Raw genomic sequence first — 16,361 nt, 5'->3', positions numbered from 1 at the left:
ATGGCAAACGCATTTGAGTACGCGCCCGCGCCCGAGTCGCGGTCCGTCGTCGACATCGCACCGTCCTACGGGCTGTTCATCGACGGCGAGTTCACCGAGGCCGCCGACGGCAAGGTCTTCAAGACCGTCTCGCCGTCGACCGAAGAGGTCCTCTCCGAGGTCGCGCAGGCCGGTGAGGCCGACGTCGAGCGCGCGGTGAAGGCCGCCCGCAAGGCGTTCGAGAAGTGGTCCGCGCTGCCGGGCACCGAGCGCGGCAAGTACCTCTTCCGTATCGCGCGCATCATCCAGGAGCGCAGCCGCGAACTGGCCGTCCTGGAGACGCTCGACAACGGAAAGCCCATCAAGGAGACGCGCGACGCGGACCTCCCGCTGGTCGCCGCGCACTTCTTCTACTACGCGGGCTGGGCCGACAAGCTCGACCACGCGGGGTACGGCGCGGACCCCAGGCCGCTCGGCGTCGCGGGCCAGGTCATCCCCTGGAACTTCCCGCTCCTGATGCTGGCGTGGAAGATCGCCCCGGCGCTGGCGACGGGCAACACCGTCGTCCTCAAGCCCGCCGAGACGACCCCGCTCTCCGCTCTCTTCTTCGCGGACATCTGCCGTCAGGCGGGCCTGCCGAAGGGCGTGGTCAACATCCTTCCCGGGTACGGCGATTCGGGCGCGGCGCTCGTCGCCCACCCCGACGTGAACAAGGTGGCCTTCACCGGCTCCACGGCCGTCGGCAAGGAGATCGCCCGCACCGTCGCCGGTACGGACAAGAAGCTGACGCTCGAACTCGGCGGCAAGGGCGCGAACATCGTCTTCGACGACGCTCCCATCGACCAGGCCGTGGAAGGGATCGTCACCGGGATCTTCTTCAACCAGGGGCAGGTCTGCTGCGCGGGCAGCCGTCTCCTCGTCCAGGAGTCGATCCAGGACGAGTTGCTCGACCGCCTGAAGTCGCGCCTGTCGACCCTGCGTCTCGGCGACCCGCTCGACAAGAACACGGACATCGGCGCCATCAACTCGGCGGAGCAGCTGGCCCGGATCACCGCGCTCACCGAGCAGGGCGAGGCCGAGGGCGCCGAGCGCTGGTCGGCGCCCTGCGAACTCCCCTCCTCCGGCTACTGGTTCGCGCCGACGCTCTTCACGAACGTCACGCAGGCGCACACCGTCGCCCGCGACGAGATCTTCGGCCCGGTCCTTTCCGTGCTCACCTTCCGTACGCCGGACGAGGCCGTCGCCAAGGCCAACAACTCGCAGTACGGGCTCTCGGCCGGCATCTGGACGGAGAAGGGCTCGCGCATCCTCGCGGTCGCGAACAAGCTCCGCGCCGGGGTCGTCTGGGCCAACACGTTCAACAAGTTCGACCCGACCTCGCCGTTCGGCGGCTACAAGGAGTCGGGTTTCGGCCGCGAGGGCGGTCGGCACGGCCTGGAGGCGTACCTCGATGTCTGACCGTAATGACGCGCGACTGAGTGTCCTCAAGACCTACAAGCTGTACGTCGGCGGGAAGTTCCCGCGTTCCGAGAGCGGCCGGGTGTACGAAGTGACCTCCAGCAAGGGCGAATGGCTCGCCAACGCGCCGCTCTCCTCCCGCAAGGACGCCCGTGACGCCGTGGTCGCCGCCCGCAAGGCGTTCGGCGGCTGGCAGGGCGCGACGGCGTACAACCGCGGGCAGGTCCTGTACCGCGTCGCCGAGATGCTGGAGGGCCGCCGCGAGCAGTTCGTGCGCGAGGTCGCCGAGGCGGAGGGCCTGTCCAAGTCCAAGGCCGCCGCAGTCGTCGACGCCGCGATCGACCGCTGGGTCTGGTACGCGGGCTGGACCGACAAGATCGGGCAGGTGGTCGGCGGGGCGAACCCCGTCGCCGGACCGTTCCTCAATCTCTCCACGCCCGAGCCGACCGGCGTCGTCGCGGTCCTCGCGCCGCAGGACTCGTCCTTCCTCGGCCTGGTCTCGGTGATCGCCCCCGTGATCGCGAGCGGCAACACGGTCGTCGTGATCGCCAGTGAGCGGTCCCCGCTCCCGGCGCTGTCCCTCGGCGAGGTGCTCGCGACCTCGGACGTGCCCGGCGGCGTCGTGAACGTGCTGTCCGGCAGGGCGGCGGAGATCGCGCCTTCGCTCGCCGCGCACCAGGACGTCAACGGCATCGATCTGACGGGCGCCGACGCCGAGTTGGCGAAGCAGCTCGAGATCGGCGCCGCCGACAACCTGAAGCGCGTACGCCGTCCACAGCCTGTGGAGGACTTCATGGCGGACCCCGGCACGGACCGCCTCACGCACTTCCTGGAGACCAAGACGGTCTGGCACCCGACGGGTTCGCTGGGCGCGTCCGGCTCCGCGTACTAGGGCGTCACCGCTCGAGCAACGCAGTGGCCCCGGCTCCTCCGCCGTCCAGGAGGGGCCGGGGCCACTGTCATGCCGATCAGCCCGGCAGCACGCTCGTGACCGGGCCCACCACGGGCAGCTCCTCCAGCGACGCCCCCGAAGTCACCGGATCGGTGATCGCGGCCGTGCTGACCGGCGCGAAGTCCGCGACCTGCGTGGCGATCGCGTTGTCCAGCGGGTCGACGCCCGTCCCGGCCAGCGGGTCCAGGGGCAGCCTCTTCAGCGTGCCCAGACCGTTCGACGTGGCCGAGTTGAGCGCCGTGGAGATGCCGTCGGCCGCCGAGTCGACGTTGGAGTCGCCGGTCGCGGACTGCGGCAGGGGGATCGGCGCCGCGCTCGCGGCGGCACCACCCCCGGCGACGACGGCGCCGGCCGCGGTCACGGTGAGTCCGACGCGCATCAGGGTGCGCCGCACGGAGGTCGAGTGTTTGTGGTCTGCGTGTCGTGCCATGGTGTTACGCCCGAAACCTTTCGCCAGTGTAATCATGTGGGTACACAGGGTAGTTGGCGTGGTGCGTGCCACAACCACACCACGCGGGGCGGCAGGGCGGTCGCCATGCCTCACACTGGTGTCTCGTGAGTTCGCATCCTCCGATACCGACGCGGGTCGTCCTGCTCTGTGGCCCCTCGGGCTCCGGCAAGTCGTCCTTCGCGGCCCGCTCCGGGCTGCCCGTCCTGTGTCTCGACGACTTCTACAAAGAGACGGGCGACCCCACGCTGCCGCTGGTGCCGGGCACTTCGGACATCGACTGGGACTCGCCGCTGTCCTGGGACGCCGAGGTGGCGGTCGCCGCGATCGTGGCGCTGTGCGCGAAAGGCCGGACGAGTGTTCCGGTCTACGACATCTCCTCCAGCTCGCGTGTGGGCGAGGAGACGTTGGACATCGAGCGCACGCCACTGTTCATCGCCGAGGGCATCTTCGCGGCGGACATCGTGGAGCGCTGCCGGGAGGCGGGGGTGCTGGCCGACGCGTTGTGCCTGCGCGGCCGGCCGTCGACGACGTTCCGGCGTCGGCTGCTGCGTGACCTCAGGGAGGGGCGCAAGTCGGTGGGGTTTCTGGTGCGGCGCGGGTGGCGGCTGATGCGGATGGAGCGGGGCATCGTGGGGCGGCAGGTGGCGCTCGGTGCGCATGCGTGTGGCAAGGAGGAGGCGCTCGGCCGGGTCGCGGCGGCTGCGGCGGGTCGTTGCGTGAAGGCGCGCGCCTAAATCAAGCCCCTGCGGCGATTGAGCAGCGGGGTCCGGGGCGGAGCCCCGAGACGTCGACCACGGTTGGCCGGAAAGACGGAACGGGACCGGAAAGACCCCCCGGCCTTCCGGTCCCGCTCACACCCCCCTACTGCTCCCCCGTAGGGCCCCCGTTCCCCCCAGCCTTCAGGCGACAAGCTCGCCGAAGGACTCCTCCTGGTCACGGCCGAAGCTGAGCACCTCGTCCTCGCGCAGCCGCCGCAGCGAGCGCCAGATGCTGGACTTCACCGTTCCCACACTGATGTCGAGGATGTCCGCGATCTCCGGGTCCGTGCGGCCCTCGTAGTAGCGGAGCACGAGCATGGTGCGCTGCAGTTCGGGGAGGCGGGCCAGGGCCTGCCAGAGAACCGCGCGCAGCTCCGTGCCGCGCATCGCGTCCGTGTCGCCTACCGTCTCCGGCAGCTCCTCGGTCGGGTACTCGTTCAGCTTGCGGCGGCGCCACGCGCTGATGTGCAGGTTCGTCATGGTGCGGCGGAGGTAGCCCCCGACCGCGGCCTTGTCGCTGATCCGGTCCCAGGCCCGGTACGTCGAGAACAGCGCGCTCTGCAGCAGGTCCTCGGCCTCGAACCGGTCACCGGTCAGGTGGTAGGCGGTGGCGTACAGGGAGGAGCGGCGTTCCTGGACGTAGGCCGTGAACTCGGCCTCCGACAAGGACGTCCGGCACGACTCCCCCGAGTCCTCCCTGTACGCGGCACCCCCGTGACCCCCCTCGGTCACCGTTTCCCGCGTGTCAACCACCGTCATGAACCCGGTGTGCTGACGCCCGGCGCCGCGTGCGCACCCCCGCCCGCTCACAGTGCCGGACTTCTCGTGACGCTCGGAAGCCACCCGGCCCATGTCGTGCAGACGCGTGACAACCGCGCTTGAGGTGGTGCTGTGCAGCGTGTTCATCTCGCGCCCCCCGTCGTGGAGTACCGAATACTTCTGAGTCGTCGTCGCGGTCGTTCTTCGCGATGACCAAAAGCTTGCCGGGCCGAGTTCATGACGGTGTCCGGCGACTGTCACAGGCCTGTCACAGCGGCTCCCGCAATGGGGAGCAGGCGTGGAGAAAGCGGACCCGCCGGGCCGCTCCCGGGCCCCTTCCGACCCTCTTCCCCGCACCTGAAGGGCACACTCGGTCGAACTGAAGGCCTCTGATGGGCCAGAATGGCGCTCGTGCCTTCCCTGTTGCTGATCGAGGACGACGACGCCATCCGAACGGCCCTGGAGCTGTCACTTACGCGCCAGGGCCATCGGGTCGCCACCGCTGCCACCGGAGAGGACGGTCTGAAGCTGCTGCGCGAAGCGCGGCCCGATCTGATCGTCCTCGACGTGATGCTGCCCGGCATCGACGGTTTCGAGGTGTGCCGGCGCATCCGGCGCACCGACCAACTGCCGATCATCCTGCTGACCGCGCGCAGCGACGACATCGACGTCGTGGTGGGCCTGGAGTCCGGCGCCGACGACTATGTCGTGAAGCCGGTGCAGGGCCGCGTGCTCGACGCGCGGATCCGAGCGGTGCTGCGGCGCGGCGAGCGGGAGGCCAACGATGCCGCTTCCTTCGGCTCGTTGGTGATCGACCGCGCCGCGATGACGGTGACGAAGAACGGCGAGGACCTCCAACTGACGCCGACCGAGCTGCGGTTGCTGCTCGAACTGAGCAGGCGGCCCGGACAGGCGCTGTCCCGGCAGCAGTTGCTGCGCCTGGTGTGGGAGCACGACTACCTCGGTGACTCGCGGCTCGTCGACGCGTGTGTGCAGCGGCTGCGCGCGAAGGTCGAGGACGTGCCGTCGTCGCCGACCCTGATCCGTACGGTGCGCGGGGTGGGCTACCGGCTGGACACGCCTCAGTGACGAAACCGCACGACAAGCTCCGGGGCGCGGCCGCCGCCAAGAAGACCCTGCTCGCCGGCCTGCGCTTCACCAGCCTGCGGCTGCGCCTCGTCGTCGTGTTCGCGCTCGTGGCGCTGACGGCCGCGGTGTCCGCGTCGGGGATCGCGTACTGGCTCAACCGCGAGGCGGTGCTCACGCGCACGCAGGACTCCGCGCTCAGCGACTTCAAGCAGGAGATGCAGAACCGGGCGGCGGCGCTGCCCGGGGTGCCCACACAGGGCGAGTTGCAGCACGCGGCGAACCTGATGGCGGGCAGCAGCCAGCACTTCAGCGTGATGCTCATGGCGAAGGACGAGAACGACCGCCGGGTCGTGGGCAATTCCGACCTGGACGCCTTCACCGTCGCCGACGTGCCGAGGTCGCTGCAGGCCGCGGTCACCAAGAAGCAGCCGGTCGACGGCGGCAACAAGCACGCGTACCACCTGTACTGGCAGCGGATCACGCAGGACGGCACCCCGTACCTGGTCGGCGGCGCCACCGTGGACGACGGGCCGACCGGCTACATGCTCAAGTCCCTTGAGCCGGAGGCCAAGGATCTCGGCTCGCTCGCCTGGTCGCTCGGCATCGCCACCGCGCTCGCCCTCATCGGCTCCGCGCTGCTCGCGCAGGCGGCCGCGACGACGGTGCTCAAGCCGGTGCACCGGCTGGGGGTCGCCGCGCGCAGGCTCGGCGAGGGCAAGCTCGACACCCGGCTGCGCGTCTCCGGTACGGACGAACTCGCGGAGCTGTCCCGTACGTTCAACAAGACGGCGGAGAACCTGGAGAAGAAGGTCGCGGACATGAGTTCCCGCGACGAGTCCTCGCGCCGCTTCGTCGCCGACATGTCGCACGAGCTGCGCACGCCGCTGACCGCGATCACCGCGGTGACGGAGATCCTGGAGGAGGAGCTCGACGCCGAGACCGGCTCGGTCGACCCCATGATCGAACCGGCCGTACGTCTCGTGGTCAGCGAGACCCGGCGCCTGAACGACCTCGTCGAGAACCTCATGGAGGTCACCCGCTTCGACGCGGGCAGCGCCAAGCTCGTCCTCGACGACGTCGACCTCGCCGACCAGATCACCGCCTGCATCGACGCCCGCGCCTGGCTGGACGCCGTCGAACTCGACGCCGAGCGCGGCATCACGGCCCGCCTCGACCCGCGCCGCCTCGACGTGATCCTCGCGAACCTGATCGGCAACGCGCTCAAGCACGGCGGGTCCCCGGTGCGCGTCTCGGTGCGGGTGGAGGGCGACGACATCGTCATCGCCGTACGCGACCACGGTCCGGGCATCCCCGATGACGTCCTGCCGCACGTCTTCGACCGCTTCTTCAAGGCGAGCGCCTCGCGGCCCCGCTCGGAGGGCAGCGGCCTCGGCCTGTCCATCGCCGTGGAGAACGCCCGTATCCACGGCGGCCGGATCGGCGCGGCCAACTCCCCCGAAGGGGGAGCCGTGTTCACGCTGCACCTGCCGCGGGACGCCGAGCGTCTCGCATCCGCCACGGAGGAGGACACCGAGGAAGCGCGGGAAGGCGGTGCCTCGTCGTGACGCGACGGGTACGCCCCTGGGCCCACATGGGCCTCGCCGCTCTGCTGCTCACCGGCTGCGGGATCCGTCCCACGGAGGTGCCGACGGAGTTCGGCGCCGCGCCCACGCGCGTGGGCTGCTCCCTGGCGGGCTCGGACGAGGTGGGGGCGCAGGCGGGCGGCGAGTTCCCGGTGCAGGTCTATCTGGTCTGTACGTCGCAGCTGGTCACGGTCGACCGGACCATCACGCTGGAGCGCGGCCAGTCGTCCGACCGGATCGTGGTGGCCCGGGAGCTGCTCGCGCAGTTGGCCGCGGCCCCCTCCGGCGAGGAGAAGACGGCGGGCTACACGACGGACGTCCGCTCCGGCCTCAAGGTCTCGGGCCCGCGCGAGGGCGACCCCGCGGACACGCTGCGCCTGAACACCACACCGGCCGACCTGTCCCCCTACGCCCTGGCCCAGGTCATCTGCACGTTCGCGACCAGCGAGGTCACGGCGGAGGACGAGGAGCACGTGGTCCTCGGCGGCCCTGACTCCGCTCCGCCCCGCGAATACTCCTGCTCGGAGGCGCTGAAGGCCCGCCCTGGCCTGATCCCGGCCCCGACGAGAACCCTGAACTGACGGACACCGCACGGCCCGGCGCCACCCCCGCCGCGTCCCCGCCGCGACCTCGGCGGAAGCCCATCGGAAGCTCGTCCGAGCTTGGGCGGAACCGATCCTGCCGCGTCCGGCGTCTAGGGGTGCGTGCAGCGCCATCGCTCGAGCGGCCAAAGGGCCGCCGTCCGTTTCCGTGCGGCGGGGATCGCCCTTCTCGCCGCGCATCTCCTCTTCGTTGCCTGGTTCACGCTGCGCCCCCTGGACGTGCCCTGGGTCAGCGCGGCGAACCTGCACCCCTTGGCCGGCATCCGCTCCGACCTCGCGCTCGGCAGGCGCGAGGCGGCGCTGCGTATCGGTGAGGGCCTGGCGCTGCTCGCCCCGCTCGGCGTGCTGCTGCCCGTCGCGGGCGGCCGCCTGTACGTGTCGTTGTGGGGTTCGCTTGTGCGCACGGTCGTCATGGCCGCACTGATCTCGCTCGGCATCGAACTGCTGCAGACCGGCGTGCCCGGCCAGGTCGTGGACATCGACTCGCTGTTCCTGAACACGATGGGCGTCGCGCTCGCCCACCTCCTCGTGGTGCCCGCCCTGCGCTCCCGGCTACGCCGCTGGGCGGAGCACGTCCCCCTCCCCCCGCAGGAGCCGCTTCAGGGTCCGACCCCGACGATTTCCAGGGTCGGCATCGCCCCGTGAGCTGACGTTTTACCCGGTCGAGCGGCGTACCTTCGAAGACGTAAGCACGACACACCGAAGACATACGGTTCGCGAAGGAGCCCACCATGACCGCCCTTGCCCGCCCCACGAACGGACGGATGATCGGCGGAGTGTGCGCAGCGCTGGCACGGCGCTTCGGCACCTCCGCGGCCACGATGCGCGTGATTTTCTTGGTCTCGTGCCTGCTGCCGGGCCCGCAGTTCCTGCTCTACATCGTGCTGTGGATCCTGTTCCCGAGTGAGAACAAGGTCCGCCAGGCCTGGTGACGTCCGTTCGCATCCACGCCGAAGGGGCGCATCCGCGTGATCGCGGGTGCGCCCCTTCGGCGTGTGCGGTGGGTCGGGTCAGCCGAGCGGGCCGACCGGCAGGCCGCCGAGCAGCCCGGAGACCGGGTCGCCGTCGAGCGGCAGGGCGCCCTTCGCGGCCTGGTCCACGACCGGCGTGGCCGTGGTCAGGCCGTTGGCCACGGCGCCCTGAGCGGCGGACACGGACTCGGCACCGGCGGGCAGCGTCGACGCCACGTCCTGCAGCGGGAGGGCGGAGGTCACGGATCCGACGGTGCCGGCGGCGTCGGGCACGGCCGGGGCGGCGTTCGCGGCACCGGCACCGGCGGCGGCGAAAGCGGCTCCGAGAGCGGCGACACCGAGGGTCTTGGCAGCAGAGTGCTTCATTGTGAAATGCGTCCTCTTGACGATGACGGGGGAATGAGCGGTCCACGACCGTAAACATTCCTCCGCTGCACCCGCAAACAGCGAACCGCCGGGAAAAGCGGTCGGGAACAAGCGTTCCCGACCGCTTCAATGTCCCCCGGAAAGGCCCTACTCGGCGGCAGACCCGCTGGTGGAAGCGGTCTGACGGAACAGCCATTCGGATTTCAACTCGGCATATCCGGGCTTGACGACGTCATTGATCATGGCCAGTCGTTCATCGAAAGGAATGAATGCTGACTTCATCGCATTGACGGAAAACCACTGCATGTCGTCGAGCGTGTAACCGAACGCGTCGACCAGGTGCTCGAATTCGCGGCTCATCGACGTACCGGACATGAGGCGGTTGTCCGTGTTGACCGTCGCCCTGAAGTGCAGCTTCCGCAGCAGCCCGATGGGGTGCTCCCCGTAGGAACTCGCGGCACCGGTCTGCAGGTTCGACGAGGGGCACAGCTCAAGCGGGATCCGCTTGTCGCGCACGTACGAGGCGAGGCGGCCCAGCTGTACGCTGCCGTCGGCCTCCACCTTGATGTCGTCGATGATGCGCACACCGTGCCCGAGCCGGTCCGCGCCGCACCACTGCAACGCCTGCCAGATGGACGGAAGGCCGAAGGCCTCGCCCGCGTGGATCGTGAAGTGGTTGTTCTCCCGCTTGAGGTACTCGAAGGCGTCGAGGTGGCGGGTGGGCGGGAAGCCGGCCTCCGCTCCCGCGATGTCGAAGCCGACGACGCCCAAGTCCCGGTATCCGTTGGCGAGTTCGGCGATCTCCAGGGCGCGGGCCGCGTGCCGCATCGCGGTGAGCAGGGCGCCGACGCGGATGCGGTGACCGCTCTCCTTCGCGCGCCGCTCGCCTTCCCTGAAGCCCTCGTTGACCGCCTCGACGACCTCTTGGAGGGTGAGCCCCTGTTCCAGGTGCTGCTCCGGGGCGTAGCGGACCTCGGCGTAGACGACGCCGTCCTCGGCGAGGTCCTCGGCGCACTCGGCGGCGACCCGAACCAGCGCCTCGCGCGTCTGCATGACGGCGCAGGTGTGACTGAACGTCTCCAAGTACCGCTCCAGGGAACCGGAGTCGGCCGCTTCACGGAACCAGACGCCGAGCTTGTCGGCGTCGGCCTCCGGCAGGTTCTCGTACCCCTGCTCGCGGGCCAGGTCGACGGTCGTGCCGGCCCTGAGGCCGCCGTCGAGGTGGTCGTGCAGGAGCACCTTGGGCGCGCGACGGATCTGCTCGGCGGTCGGCACCCGGGGGCTGTTGGGGTTCGCGGTGATCGGGCTCGTCATTTCCGCACTCTAACTCCTACGCGCGTAGATCGCTGCGGTTCGTTGCCAGTTCGTTGCGAGGAGTGAGGAGGAGCGAGGGGGACGGGCGTGGGCCGCCGGGCATGATCCGTCGATACGCAACAGTGACCCGCTCCACCGGCGGCGTACGCCGGGCTTCTGACACTGTGCAGTCATGCAGCAGCGAGCGACGCAGAGCCGCGAGGCGCGGCTTGCCAAGGCGGCCGGGCCGGTGCCGGGAGCGGTGGGCGGCGTCGTGCTGCTGCTCCCCGCGGGCGAGGAGACGTCGGCCCGCAGACCCTCCCCCATGGACCGGGCCGCGCTGCGCCCGCTCGCCCGCCGCCTCACGCGCGCGGGGCGGGACGCCGGCCTCGTCACGCATGTCGTGCAGTACCGGTGCCGCGGCTGGAACGGGACGCAGGCCGAGCTCGCGCGCGATGCCCGGTGGGCGGCCGACGAGGTGGTGCGCCGCTACGGGGACGTACCGATCTGCCTCGCGGGCATCGACATGGGGGGCCGAGCCGCGCTGCACGCGGGTGGCCACGAGGCCGTCAACTCCGTTCTTGCTCTTGCCCCTTGGCTTCCGGAGGACGATGTGGCGGCGCCGCTCGAACCGGTCAAGCAGCTCGCGGGGCGCCGGGTCCTGATCGTGCACGGGACCGATGACCGGCGTACGGACCCGGAGTTGTCCTTCCGGCTCGCGGGCCGTGCGAAGAAGGCGAACCGGGATGTGTGCCGGTTCGAGGTGCATTCGGACGGGCACGGGTTGGCGCAGCATCGGTATGAAGTGGGCTCGCTGGCGGTGGACTTCGTGCTGGGCACGTTGTTCGGGCGGCCGTTTTCGCGGCCGCTTCAGGATGCGTTTGCGGCGCCGCCGCCGTTGGGGTTGCGGATGCCGCTTGCCGCCGGCTTTGGGCGGACGTTGTAGTGCTGCTGCGGCGTCGGGCCTACGTCGCGGAGCTCTGCCCCGGACCCCGCTGGCTCTCGTCCGACGGCGGGGCTTGAAAGACCTGCTCAAACGCCGCAGGGGCTTAAAAGACGCGCCTCAATCGCCGGCGGGGCTTGAAATGTGCTCCGGTAGGAGTCTTCCCCTGCGGGAGAGCAGGAACTTCTTGAAGGCGGCTACCGGAGGGGTGTCCGGGTGGCCGTCGAGCCAGGCGACGCCGATTTCGCGGACGGCGCGTTGGCCGGTCACCGTCAGTTCCACGACTCCCGGGCGTGGCACGGTCGGAGGTGGGAGGAGGGCGACACCGAGGCCCGCCGCGACGAAGCCGCGCAGCGTCTCGGTCTCCTCGCCCTCGAACGCGACCCGCGGCTTGAACCCGGCCTCCGCGCACAGGTCGTCGAAGATGCGGCGCATCCCGTAGCCGGGTTCGAGGGTGACGAAGGTTTCCTCTGCCGCCTCCTCCAGACGGATGCGCTTACGGGCCGCGAGGCGGTGGTGGTCGGGGACGACGAGGCGCAGGCGCTGCTCGTCGAGGCGGCGCGCGACCAGGCCCGGCTCGTCCGGGACGGGCGAGGTGAGGCAGAGGTCCAGTTCGCCCGCGCGCAACCGCTCCAGCATCGCCTCTCCGTAGTTCTGCACGAGGCTGAAGCGGATGCGGGGGTATTCGGCGCGGAAGGCGCGGATCAGACCGGGCACCGTCTCCGTACCCATCGTGTGCAGGAAGCCGAAGGCGACCTTCCCGGACTCGGGGTCGGCGTCGGCGCGCACCGACTCGGCCGCCTTCTCGACCTCGCCGAGCGCGCGCTCCACCGAGGAGAGGAAGGTGCGGCCCGCGGGGGTCAGCGACACCGTGCGACCGTGCCGGGCGAACAGCTCGACGCCCAGGTCGCGTTCGAGGCGGACCATGGCACGGGAGAGCGTGGACTGCGGCATGTTCAACTCCTGCGCCGCGCGCGTGACGTGCTCGGTGCGGGCGACCCCGGCGAACTGGACGAGGCGCGGGGCGAGCAGCGTGACGATGTCTTCCGTGTCACTGAACGGTGGCAGTTGCCGCTGTGCCCTGTGCTCATGCTCCATGGGAACGATTATGGCGTCTTCATGCATTGGACGCATGAACGCAGGTGAGCCTACGTTCAGTGCATGTCACCTGCCAGTAGCCCGGCGGCCGTCTCCACCGACGCGGTCGCCGACACCCAGCCCGCCGCCGACACCCGGTTGACGCCCGGCGGTCCCGGTTACCGCCGCATGAGCTTCGCCCTGTTCCTCGCCGGAGTCGCCACCTTCGCGCTCCTCTACTCGACGCAGGCACTGCTCCCCCTCATCTCCGACGGCTACGGCGCGAGCGCGAGCGCGGCGGCCTGGACGGTGTCCGCGTCGACCTTCGCGCTCGCCGTGTGCGTGCTGCCGCTGAGCGCGCTGTCCGAGCGGTTCGGGCGGCGCACGGTGATGACCGCCTCGCTGTCGGTGGCGGTCGCGGTGGGGCTGCTGGTTCCCTTCGCCCCGAACCTCACCGTGCTGATCACGCTGCGCGCGCTGCAGGGCGCGGCCCTCGCGGGCCTTCCTGCTTCCGCGATGGCGTATCTCGCGGAGGAGGTACGGCCGAAGGCGCTGGTCGCGGCCATCGGGCTGTTCGTCGCGGGCAACTCCATCGGCGGCATGAGCGGCCGGATCATCGGCGGCTGGCTCGCGCAGGCGTGGGGCTGGCGAGTGGCCCTCGGAGTGATCGGCGTGATCGCGGTGGCGTGCGCCGTCGCGTTCCGGATGCTGCTGCCGGCGCCGCGTCACTTCACGCCGGGCTCGCTGCGCCCGCGCGCCCTTGCCGCCACGGTCGGCAGCCATCTCGCGAACCCGCTGCTGCGCCGCCTGTACCTGATCGGCGCGCTGTTCATGATGGTGTTCGGCGGCGTCTACACGGTGATCGGCTACCGGCTGTCCGCCGCGCCGTTCTCCCTCCCGCAGGGTGTCGTCGGCTCGATCTTCATCGTCTACCTGGTGGGGACCGTCTCCTCGGCGGCCGCGGGCCAGCTCGTGACGCGGCTCGGCAGGCGCGGCACGCTGTACCTGTCGGCGGGCACGACGATGGCGGGGCTGCTGCTCGCCCTCGTCCCGAACCTCGTCCTCGTCCTGCTGGGCCTCGTGCTGATCACGGCGGGCTTCTTCGCGGGCCACGCGACGGCCTCGTCGTCCGTCAGCCACACCGCCACGCACGGGCGGGCGCAGGCCTCGGCGCTCTACCAGACCATGTACTACGTCGGGTCCAGCGTCGGCTCGGCGGTCGGCGCGGTCGCCTTCCACGCGGGGGGCTGGTCGGGGACGGTGGGCCTCGGCTTCCTCGCGGTGCTCGGCGTCGTGGCGATCACGGTGTGGGGGTCGTACGCGGCGCGGTCCGCGCGGCACCGGACGGGCGGCCCCACGGTCGCGGCGCACTGAACCACTGCCACTGGCGTTACCGAACCGGCCTTCCGACCTGGACTTTTTCCCGGTCGGGGGGCCGTTGTCAGTGGGCTGCGGTAGCTTTCGGAGTGCTGGGCCGGACACTGTTCCGTGCCTGTAACTCACCGCGGCAATGGGGGCGTTGGAATGAGTGACACCGCGACGCAGGCCGGGCTGGACGACCTGGAGAAACACCGGGTCGAGCTGACCGGGTACTGCTATCGGATGCTGGGCTCGGCGTTCGAGGCCGAGGACGCCGTGCAGGACACGATGGTGCGGGCCTGGCGCAGCTTCGACAAGTTCGAGGGCCGGTCCAGCCTGCGCTCCTGGCTGTACCGCATCGCGACGAACGTGTGCCTTGACTCGCTGAACGCGGGGAACAGGCGGGCCCGCCCGATGGACCTGACGGCGGCGGCGCCGCTCGCCCAGGCCGCACTCAACCCCCGCCCCGACAATGTGTGGCTCGAGCCCGTCCCGGACGCCCGCGTGCTGCCCGCGGTGCACGATCCGGCGGAGGCGGCCGTGGCGCGGGAGTCGGTGCGGCTCGCGTTCGTCGCCGCGCTCCAGCAGCTGCCGCCGAAGCAGCGGGCGGTGCTGATCCTGCGCGAGGTCCTGGCGTGGAAGGCGCAGGAGGTAGCGGACCTGCTCGACACGTCGGTGGCTTCGGTGAACAGCGCGCTGCAGCGAGCGCGGGCGACGCTGGCGGAGTCCCCGCCCGCGGACTCCGCGACGTCCGATCCGCTCGACGAGGAGCAGCAGAAGCTCCTGGAGCGCTACGTCGCGGCGTTCGAGGGCTACGACATGAAGGCCCTCACCGAACTGCTCGCCGAGGACGCCATCATGACGATGCCGCCGTTCGACCTGTGGCTGCGCGGCCCCGAGGACATCACGGGCTTCATGACGACGATCGGCGCTTCCTGCGCGGGTTCGCGCCTGCTGCCGGTGGTGTCGAACGGGACGCCGGCGTTCGCCCACTACAAGCCGGATCCGGACAAGGGAGGCTTCACGCCCTGGGCGATCCAGGTCGTCGAGTTCTCAGCGGGGCGGATCGCGGGGTACCACTGCTTCCTGGACACGCAGCGCTGGTTCCCGCTGTTCGGCGTCCCGGACCATCTCGACGCCTGACTCCTCGCCGGCAGGCGCGCCCAGCACCTCGGCCATCCCTGCGAGTCCGAGGAGCACGGCGAGTCCCGCGGGCGGGTCGCGGAGCACCATCCGGGATCCGGCGCGGCGGGCGGCGAGCTGCATCCGGGCGAGCGCGTCGAGGGTCGCGAGGTCTGCGGTGGTCACGCCGGAGACGTCGCAGGTCACGGTCGGCGCCCCCGGCAGGGCGGCGCCGAGGCGCTCGCACAGCCGGGGCGCGTCACCGGAGCGGATCGGCCCGGCGAGCACCACGACGGGCGGGGACTCGGGAGAGAGCGAGGAAGCGGACACGTACGAATGACCGTGCGGCGGTGCGGAATTCATCGGTCCCGTGCGCAGACGGGCACGTGGGCCGGGTCACGTTGTTCCGGATAGTGGATCAACGTTGACCGGGGATCCGTTCACGACGGAGTCTTGACGCGTGCAGGGGGTACTCAACGGTTTCGCGGTCATCGCGATCGTCATCGCGGTCGGCTACGTCATCGGGCGGCGCGGCCACCTGGGCGCGGAGGGCCGCGAGGTCCTCACCAAGCTGACCTTCCATGTGGCGACGCCCGCGCTGCTGTTCACGATGCTGGCCAAGGCGGACCTGGCGGTGATCCTGTCGCCGAGCCTGGTCGTCACGGCGCTCTCCACGGCGGCGATGGCCGGGCTCTTCATCGCGGCGAGTGTCGTACGCGGGTGGGGTGCGGGCCGGACCACGATCGGGGCGCTGTGCTCGAGTTACGTGAACTCGGGGAACCTGGGCATCCCGATCGCGGTGTACGTCCTCGGGGACGCGTCGCTCGTCGCCCCGGTGCTGCTCTTCCAGCAGCTCGTTGTGACACCGGTGGCGCTGACGGTGCTCGATCTGTCGGGGGCGGCGGCCGGTGCGGCGCGGTTGTCGTGGGGGCAGCGGCTGCTGACGCCGTTCCGGAACCCGATCGCGATCGGGTCGCTGTGCGGGGTGCTGGTGTCGGCGGCGGGGTGGACGGTGCCGTCGCCGGTCTTCGACCCGCTGGAACTGATCGCGAACATGTCGGTGCCGGCGATCCTCATCGCGTTCGGCATCTCGCTGTGCGGGAGTTCCTGGCCGGGTGGCCGAGGCGCGGACCGGGGGCCGGTGCTGTTGTCGACGGTGCTGAAGGTGGTGGGGCAGCCGGTGGCGGCGTGGGCGCTGGCGTCCTTCGTGTTCGGGCTGCATGGGGCGCGGTTGCTGGACGTCGTGGTGACGTCGGCGCTTCCGGCGGCCCAGAACATCTTCACGTACGCGAGTCACTATCGGGTGGGGGAGCGGTTGGCGCGGGAGTCGATTCTGTTGTCGACGATGGGGGCGGTGCCGGTGCTTGTGGTGGTCGCGGCGTTGTTGGGGTGACCATCACGTTGACGCGGGCCGCTGCCCCGGGCCCCTCCGCGCCCCCGTCCCCACGCCTCGGGGCTCCGCCCCGGACCCCGCGCCTCAATCGCCGGCGGGGCTTGATTTTGCCGCAGGGGCTTGATCTATCAATCCCCTGCGGCGATTGAGCAGGCCCGCCCGGCAGGGCCGCTTATAGCCCCAGCGGCGATTTAGCAGGCCCCTCC

Annotated in this window: 18 protein-coding genes; 12 read left to right on the top strand and 6 right to left on the bottom strand. The window is 70.6% G+C overall.

The genetic code is table 11. The features are described 5' to 3' along the window. Window positions 1-1,437: an aldehyde dehydrogenase family protein gene (locus tag ABT004_RS16750; protein WP_351336931.1), complete on the top strand. Its 1,437-nt coding sequence runs from the start codon at window positions 1-3 to the stop codon at window positions 1,435-1,437. Beyond that, window positions 1,430-2,329, top strand: a complete 900-nt coding sequence (locus tag ABT004_RS16745; protein WP_351336928.1) for an aldehyde dehydrogenase family protein — start codon at window positions 1,430-1,432, stop codon at window positions 2,327-2,329. Before ABT004_RS16750 ends, ABT004_RS16745 begins: the two co-directional genes overlap by 8 nt. Before the next feature lie 76 nt (window positions 2,330-2,405). Here the strand turns inward: ABT004_RS16745 and ABT004_RS16740 are convergent, their stop codons facing one another. After that, window positions 2,406-2,819, bottom strand: a complete 414-nt coding sequence (locus tag ABT004_RS16740) for a hypothetical protein (protein WP_351336925.1) — start codon at window positions 2,817-2,819, stop codon at window positions 2,406-2,408. Window positions 2,820-2,944: 125 nt separating this feature from the next. Here ABT004_RS16740 and ABT004_RS16735 point away from each other — a divergent pair, with 125 nt between their 5' ends. Beyond that, window positions 2,945-3,574 (top strand): ATP-binding protein, encoded by a 630-nt coding sequence (locus ABT004_RS16735; RefSeq protein WP_351336922.1) that lies wholly within the window; start codon window positions 2,945-2,947, stop codon window positions 3,572-3,574. A 165-nt stretch (window positions 3,575-3,739) separates the two neighbouring features. Here ABT004_RS16735 and ABT004_RS16730 read toward each other — a convergent pair whose 3' ends face one another. Further along, window positions 3,740-4,504, bottom strand: coding sequence for a SigE family RNA polymerase sigma factor (locus tag ABT004_RS16730; RefSeq protein WP_351336920.1), 765 nt, complete (start codon window positions 4,502-4,504; stop codon window positions 3,740-3,742). A gap of 264 nt (window positions 4,505-4,768) precedes the next feature. On the opposite strand from ABT004_RS16730, the gene afsQ1 reads away from it, so the two are divergent. The 5 genes from afsQ1 (at window position 4,769) to ABT004_RS16705 (ending at window position 8,563) form a co-directional block, all read left to right on the top strand. Next, window positions 4,769-5,446, top strand: coding sequence for a two-component system response regulator AfsQ1 (afsQ1, locus tag ABT004_RS16725; protein WP_351336917.1), 678 nt, complete (start codon window positions 4,769-4,771; stop codon window positions 5,444-5,446). Then, on the top strand, window positions 5,443-7,011 hold the full coding sequence (locus tag ABT004_RS16720) for an ATP-binding protein (protein ID WP_351336914.1): 1,569 nt from the start codon (window positions 5,443-5,445) through the stop codon (window positions 7,009-7,011). The genes afsQ1 and ABT004_RS16720 overlap by 4 nt, the downstream gene beginning before the upstream one ends. Next, entirely contained in the window at window positions 7,008-7,610 is a 603-nt protein-coding gene (locus tag ABT004_RS16715; protein ID WP_351336912.1) for a hypothetical protein, read from the top strand. The genes ABT004_RS16720 and ABT004_RS16715 overlap by 4 nt, the downstream gene beginning before the upstream one ends. 123 nt (window positions 7,611-7,733) lie before the next feature. Further along, window positions 7,734-8,276: a VanZ family protein gene (locus ABT004_RS16710; protein WP_351336909.1), complete on the top strand. Its 543-nt coding sequence runs from the start codon at window positions 7,734-7,736 to the stop codon at window positions 8,274-8,276. Window positions 8,277-8,362: 86 nt separating this feature from the next. Continuing rightward, entirely contained in the window at window positions 8,363-8,563 is a 201-nt protein-coding gene (locus ABT004_RS16705) for a PspC domain-containing protein (RefSeq protein WP_351336906.1), read from the top strand. Between the two features lie 78 nt (window positions 8,564-8,641). On the opposite strand, the gene ABT004_RS16700 is transcribed toward ABT004_RS16705, so the two are convergent. Both ABT004_RS16700 and ABT004_RS16695 read right to left on the bottom strand, forming a co-directional pair. Continuing rightward, complete coding sequence (locus ABT004_RS16700) at window positions 8,642-8,968, bottom strand: ATP-binding protein (RefSeq protein WP_351336903.1); 327 nt, start codon at window positions 8,966-8,968, stop codon at window positions 8,642-8,644. Between the two features lie 147 nt (window positions 8,969-9,115). After that, complete coding sequence (locus ABT004_RS16695) at window positions 9,116-10,282, bottom strand: adenosine deaminase (protein WP_351336900.1); 1,167 nt, start codon at window positions 10,280-10,282, stop codon at window positions 9,116-9,118. A gap of 172 nt (window positions 10,283-10,454) precedes the next feature. Between ABT004_RS16695 and ABT004_RS16690 the strand changes: the two genes are divergently transcribed. Further along, on the top strand, window positions 10,455-11,207 hold the full coding sequence (locus ABT004_RS16690) for an alpha/beta hydrolase (RefSeq protein WP_351336899.1): 753 nt from the start codon (window positions 10,455-10,457) through the stop codon (window positions 11,205-11,207). A 117-nt stretch (window positions 11,208-11,324) separates the two neighbouring features. On the opposite strand, the gene ABT004_RS16685 is transcribed toward ABT004_RS16690, so the two are convergent. Then, window positions 11,325-12,302: a LysR family transcriptional regulator gene (locus tag ABT004_RS16685; RefSeq protein ID WP_351336896.1), complete on the bottom strand. Its 978-nt coding sequence runs from the start codon at window positions 12,300-12,302 to the stop codon at window positions 11,325-11,327. Window positions 12,303-12,365: 63 nt separating this feature from the next. Between ABT004_RS16685 and ABT004_RS16680 the strand changes: the two genes are divergently transcribed. Both ABT004_RS16680 and ABT004_RS16675 read left to right on the top strand, forming a co-directional pair. Further along, the gene (locus tag ABT004_RS16680) at window positions 12,366-13,655 is read left to right on the top strand and encodes an MFS transporter (protein ID WP_351336894.1); all 1,290 of its coding nucleotides are present in this window, start codon (window positions 12,366-12,368) and stop codon (window positions 13,653-13,655) included. Window positions 13,656-13,805: 150 nt separating this feature from the next. After that, on the top strand, window positions 13,806-14,783 hold the full coding sequence (locus ABT004_RS16675; protein ID WP_351336892.1) for a sigma-70 family RNA polymerase sigma factor: 978 nt from the start codon (window positions 13,806-13,808) through the stop codon (window positions 14,781-14,783). Here the strand turns inward: ABT004_RS16675 and ABT004_RS16670 are convergent. Next, the gene (locus tag ABT004_RS16670; protein WP_351336890.1) at window positions 14,694-15,092 is read right to left on the bottom strand and encodes an STAS domain-containing protein; all 399 of its coding nucleotides are present in this window, start codon (window positions 15,090-15,092) and stop codon (window positions 14,694-14,696) included. The two genes, ABT004_RS16675 and ABT004_RS16670, sit on opposite strands and share 90 nt — an antisense overlap. A 130-nt stretch (window positions 15,093-15,222) precedes the next feature. Between ABT004_RS16670 and ABT004_RS16665 the strand changes: the two genes are divergently transcribed. Next, window positions 15,223-16,155: an AEC family transporter gene (locus tag ABT004_RS16665; protein ID WP_351336887.1), complete on the top strand. Its 933-nt coding sequence runs from the start codon at window positions 15,223-15,225 to the stop codon at window positions 16,153-16,155. The last annotated feature ends 206 nt before the right edge of the window (window positions 16,156-16,361 follow it).

The organism is Streptomyces sp. NPDC002790 (assembly GCF_040295505.1).
Taxonomy (GTDB): domain Bacteria; phylum Actinomycetota; class Actinomycetes; order Streptomycetales; family Streptomycetaceae; genus Streptomyces.
This window is presented reverse-complemented; position numbering and strand designations above follow the sequence as displayed.

Coding starts and splice junctions, on each gene's coding strand:
- ABT004_RS16750 (WP_351336931.1), top strand. CDS start 1: ATGGCAAACGCATTTGAGTACGCGCCCGCGCCCGAGTCGCGGTCCGTC.
- ABT004_RS16745 (WP_351336928.1), top strand. CDS start 1,430: ATGTCTGACCGTAATGACGCGCGACTGAGTGTCCTCAAGACCTACAAG.
- ABT004_RS16740 (WP_351336925.1), bottom strand. CDS start 2,819: ATGGCACGACACGCAGACCACAAACACTCGACCTCCGTGCGGCGCACC.
- ABT004_RS16730 (WP_351336920.1), bottom strand. CDS start 4,504: ATGAACACGCTGCACAGCACCACCTCAAGCGCGGTTGTCACGCGTCTG.
- ABT004_RS16705 (WP_351336906.1), top strand. CDS start 8,363: ATGACCGCCCTTGCCCGCCCCACGAACGGACGGATGATCGGCGGAGTG.
- ABT004_RS16700 (WP_351336903.1), bottom strand. CDS start 8,968: ATGAAGCACTCTGCTGCCAAGACCCTCGGTGTCGCCGCTCTCGGAGCC.
- ABT004_RS16695 (WP_351336900.1), bottom strand. CDS start 10,282: ATGACGAGCCCGATCACCGCGAACCCCAACAGCCCCCGGGTGCCGACC.
- ABT004_RS16690 (WP_351336899.1), top strand. CDS start 10,455: ATGCAGCAGCGAGCGACGCAGAGCCGCGAGGCGCGGCTTGCCAAGGCG.
- ABT004_RS16685 (WP_351336896.1), bottom strand. CDS start 12,302: ATGGAGCATGAGCACAGGGCACAGCGGCAACTGCCACCGTTCAGTGAC.
- ABT004_RS16680 (WP_351336894.1), top strand. CDS start 12,366: ATGTCACCTGCCAGTAGCCCGGCGGCCGTCTCCACCGACGCGGTCGCC.
- ABT004_RS16675 (WP_351336892.1), top strand. CDS start 13,806: ATGAGTGACACCGCGACGCAGGCCGGGCTGGACGACCTGGAGAAACAC.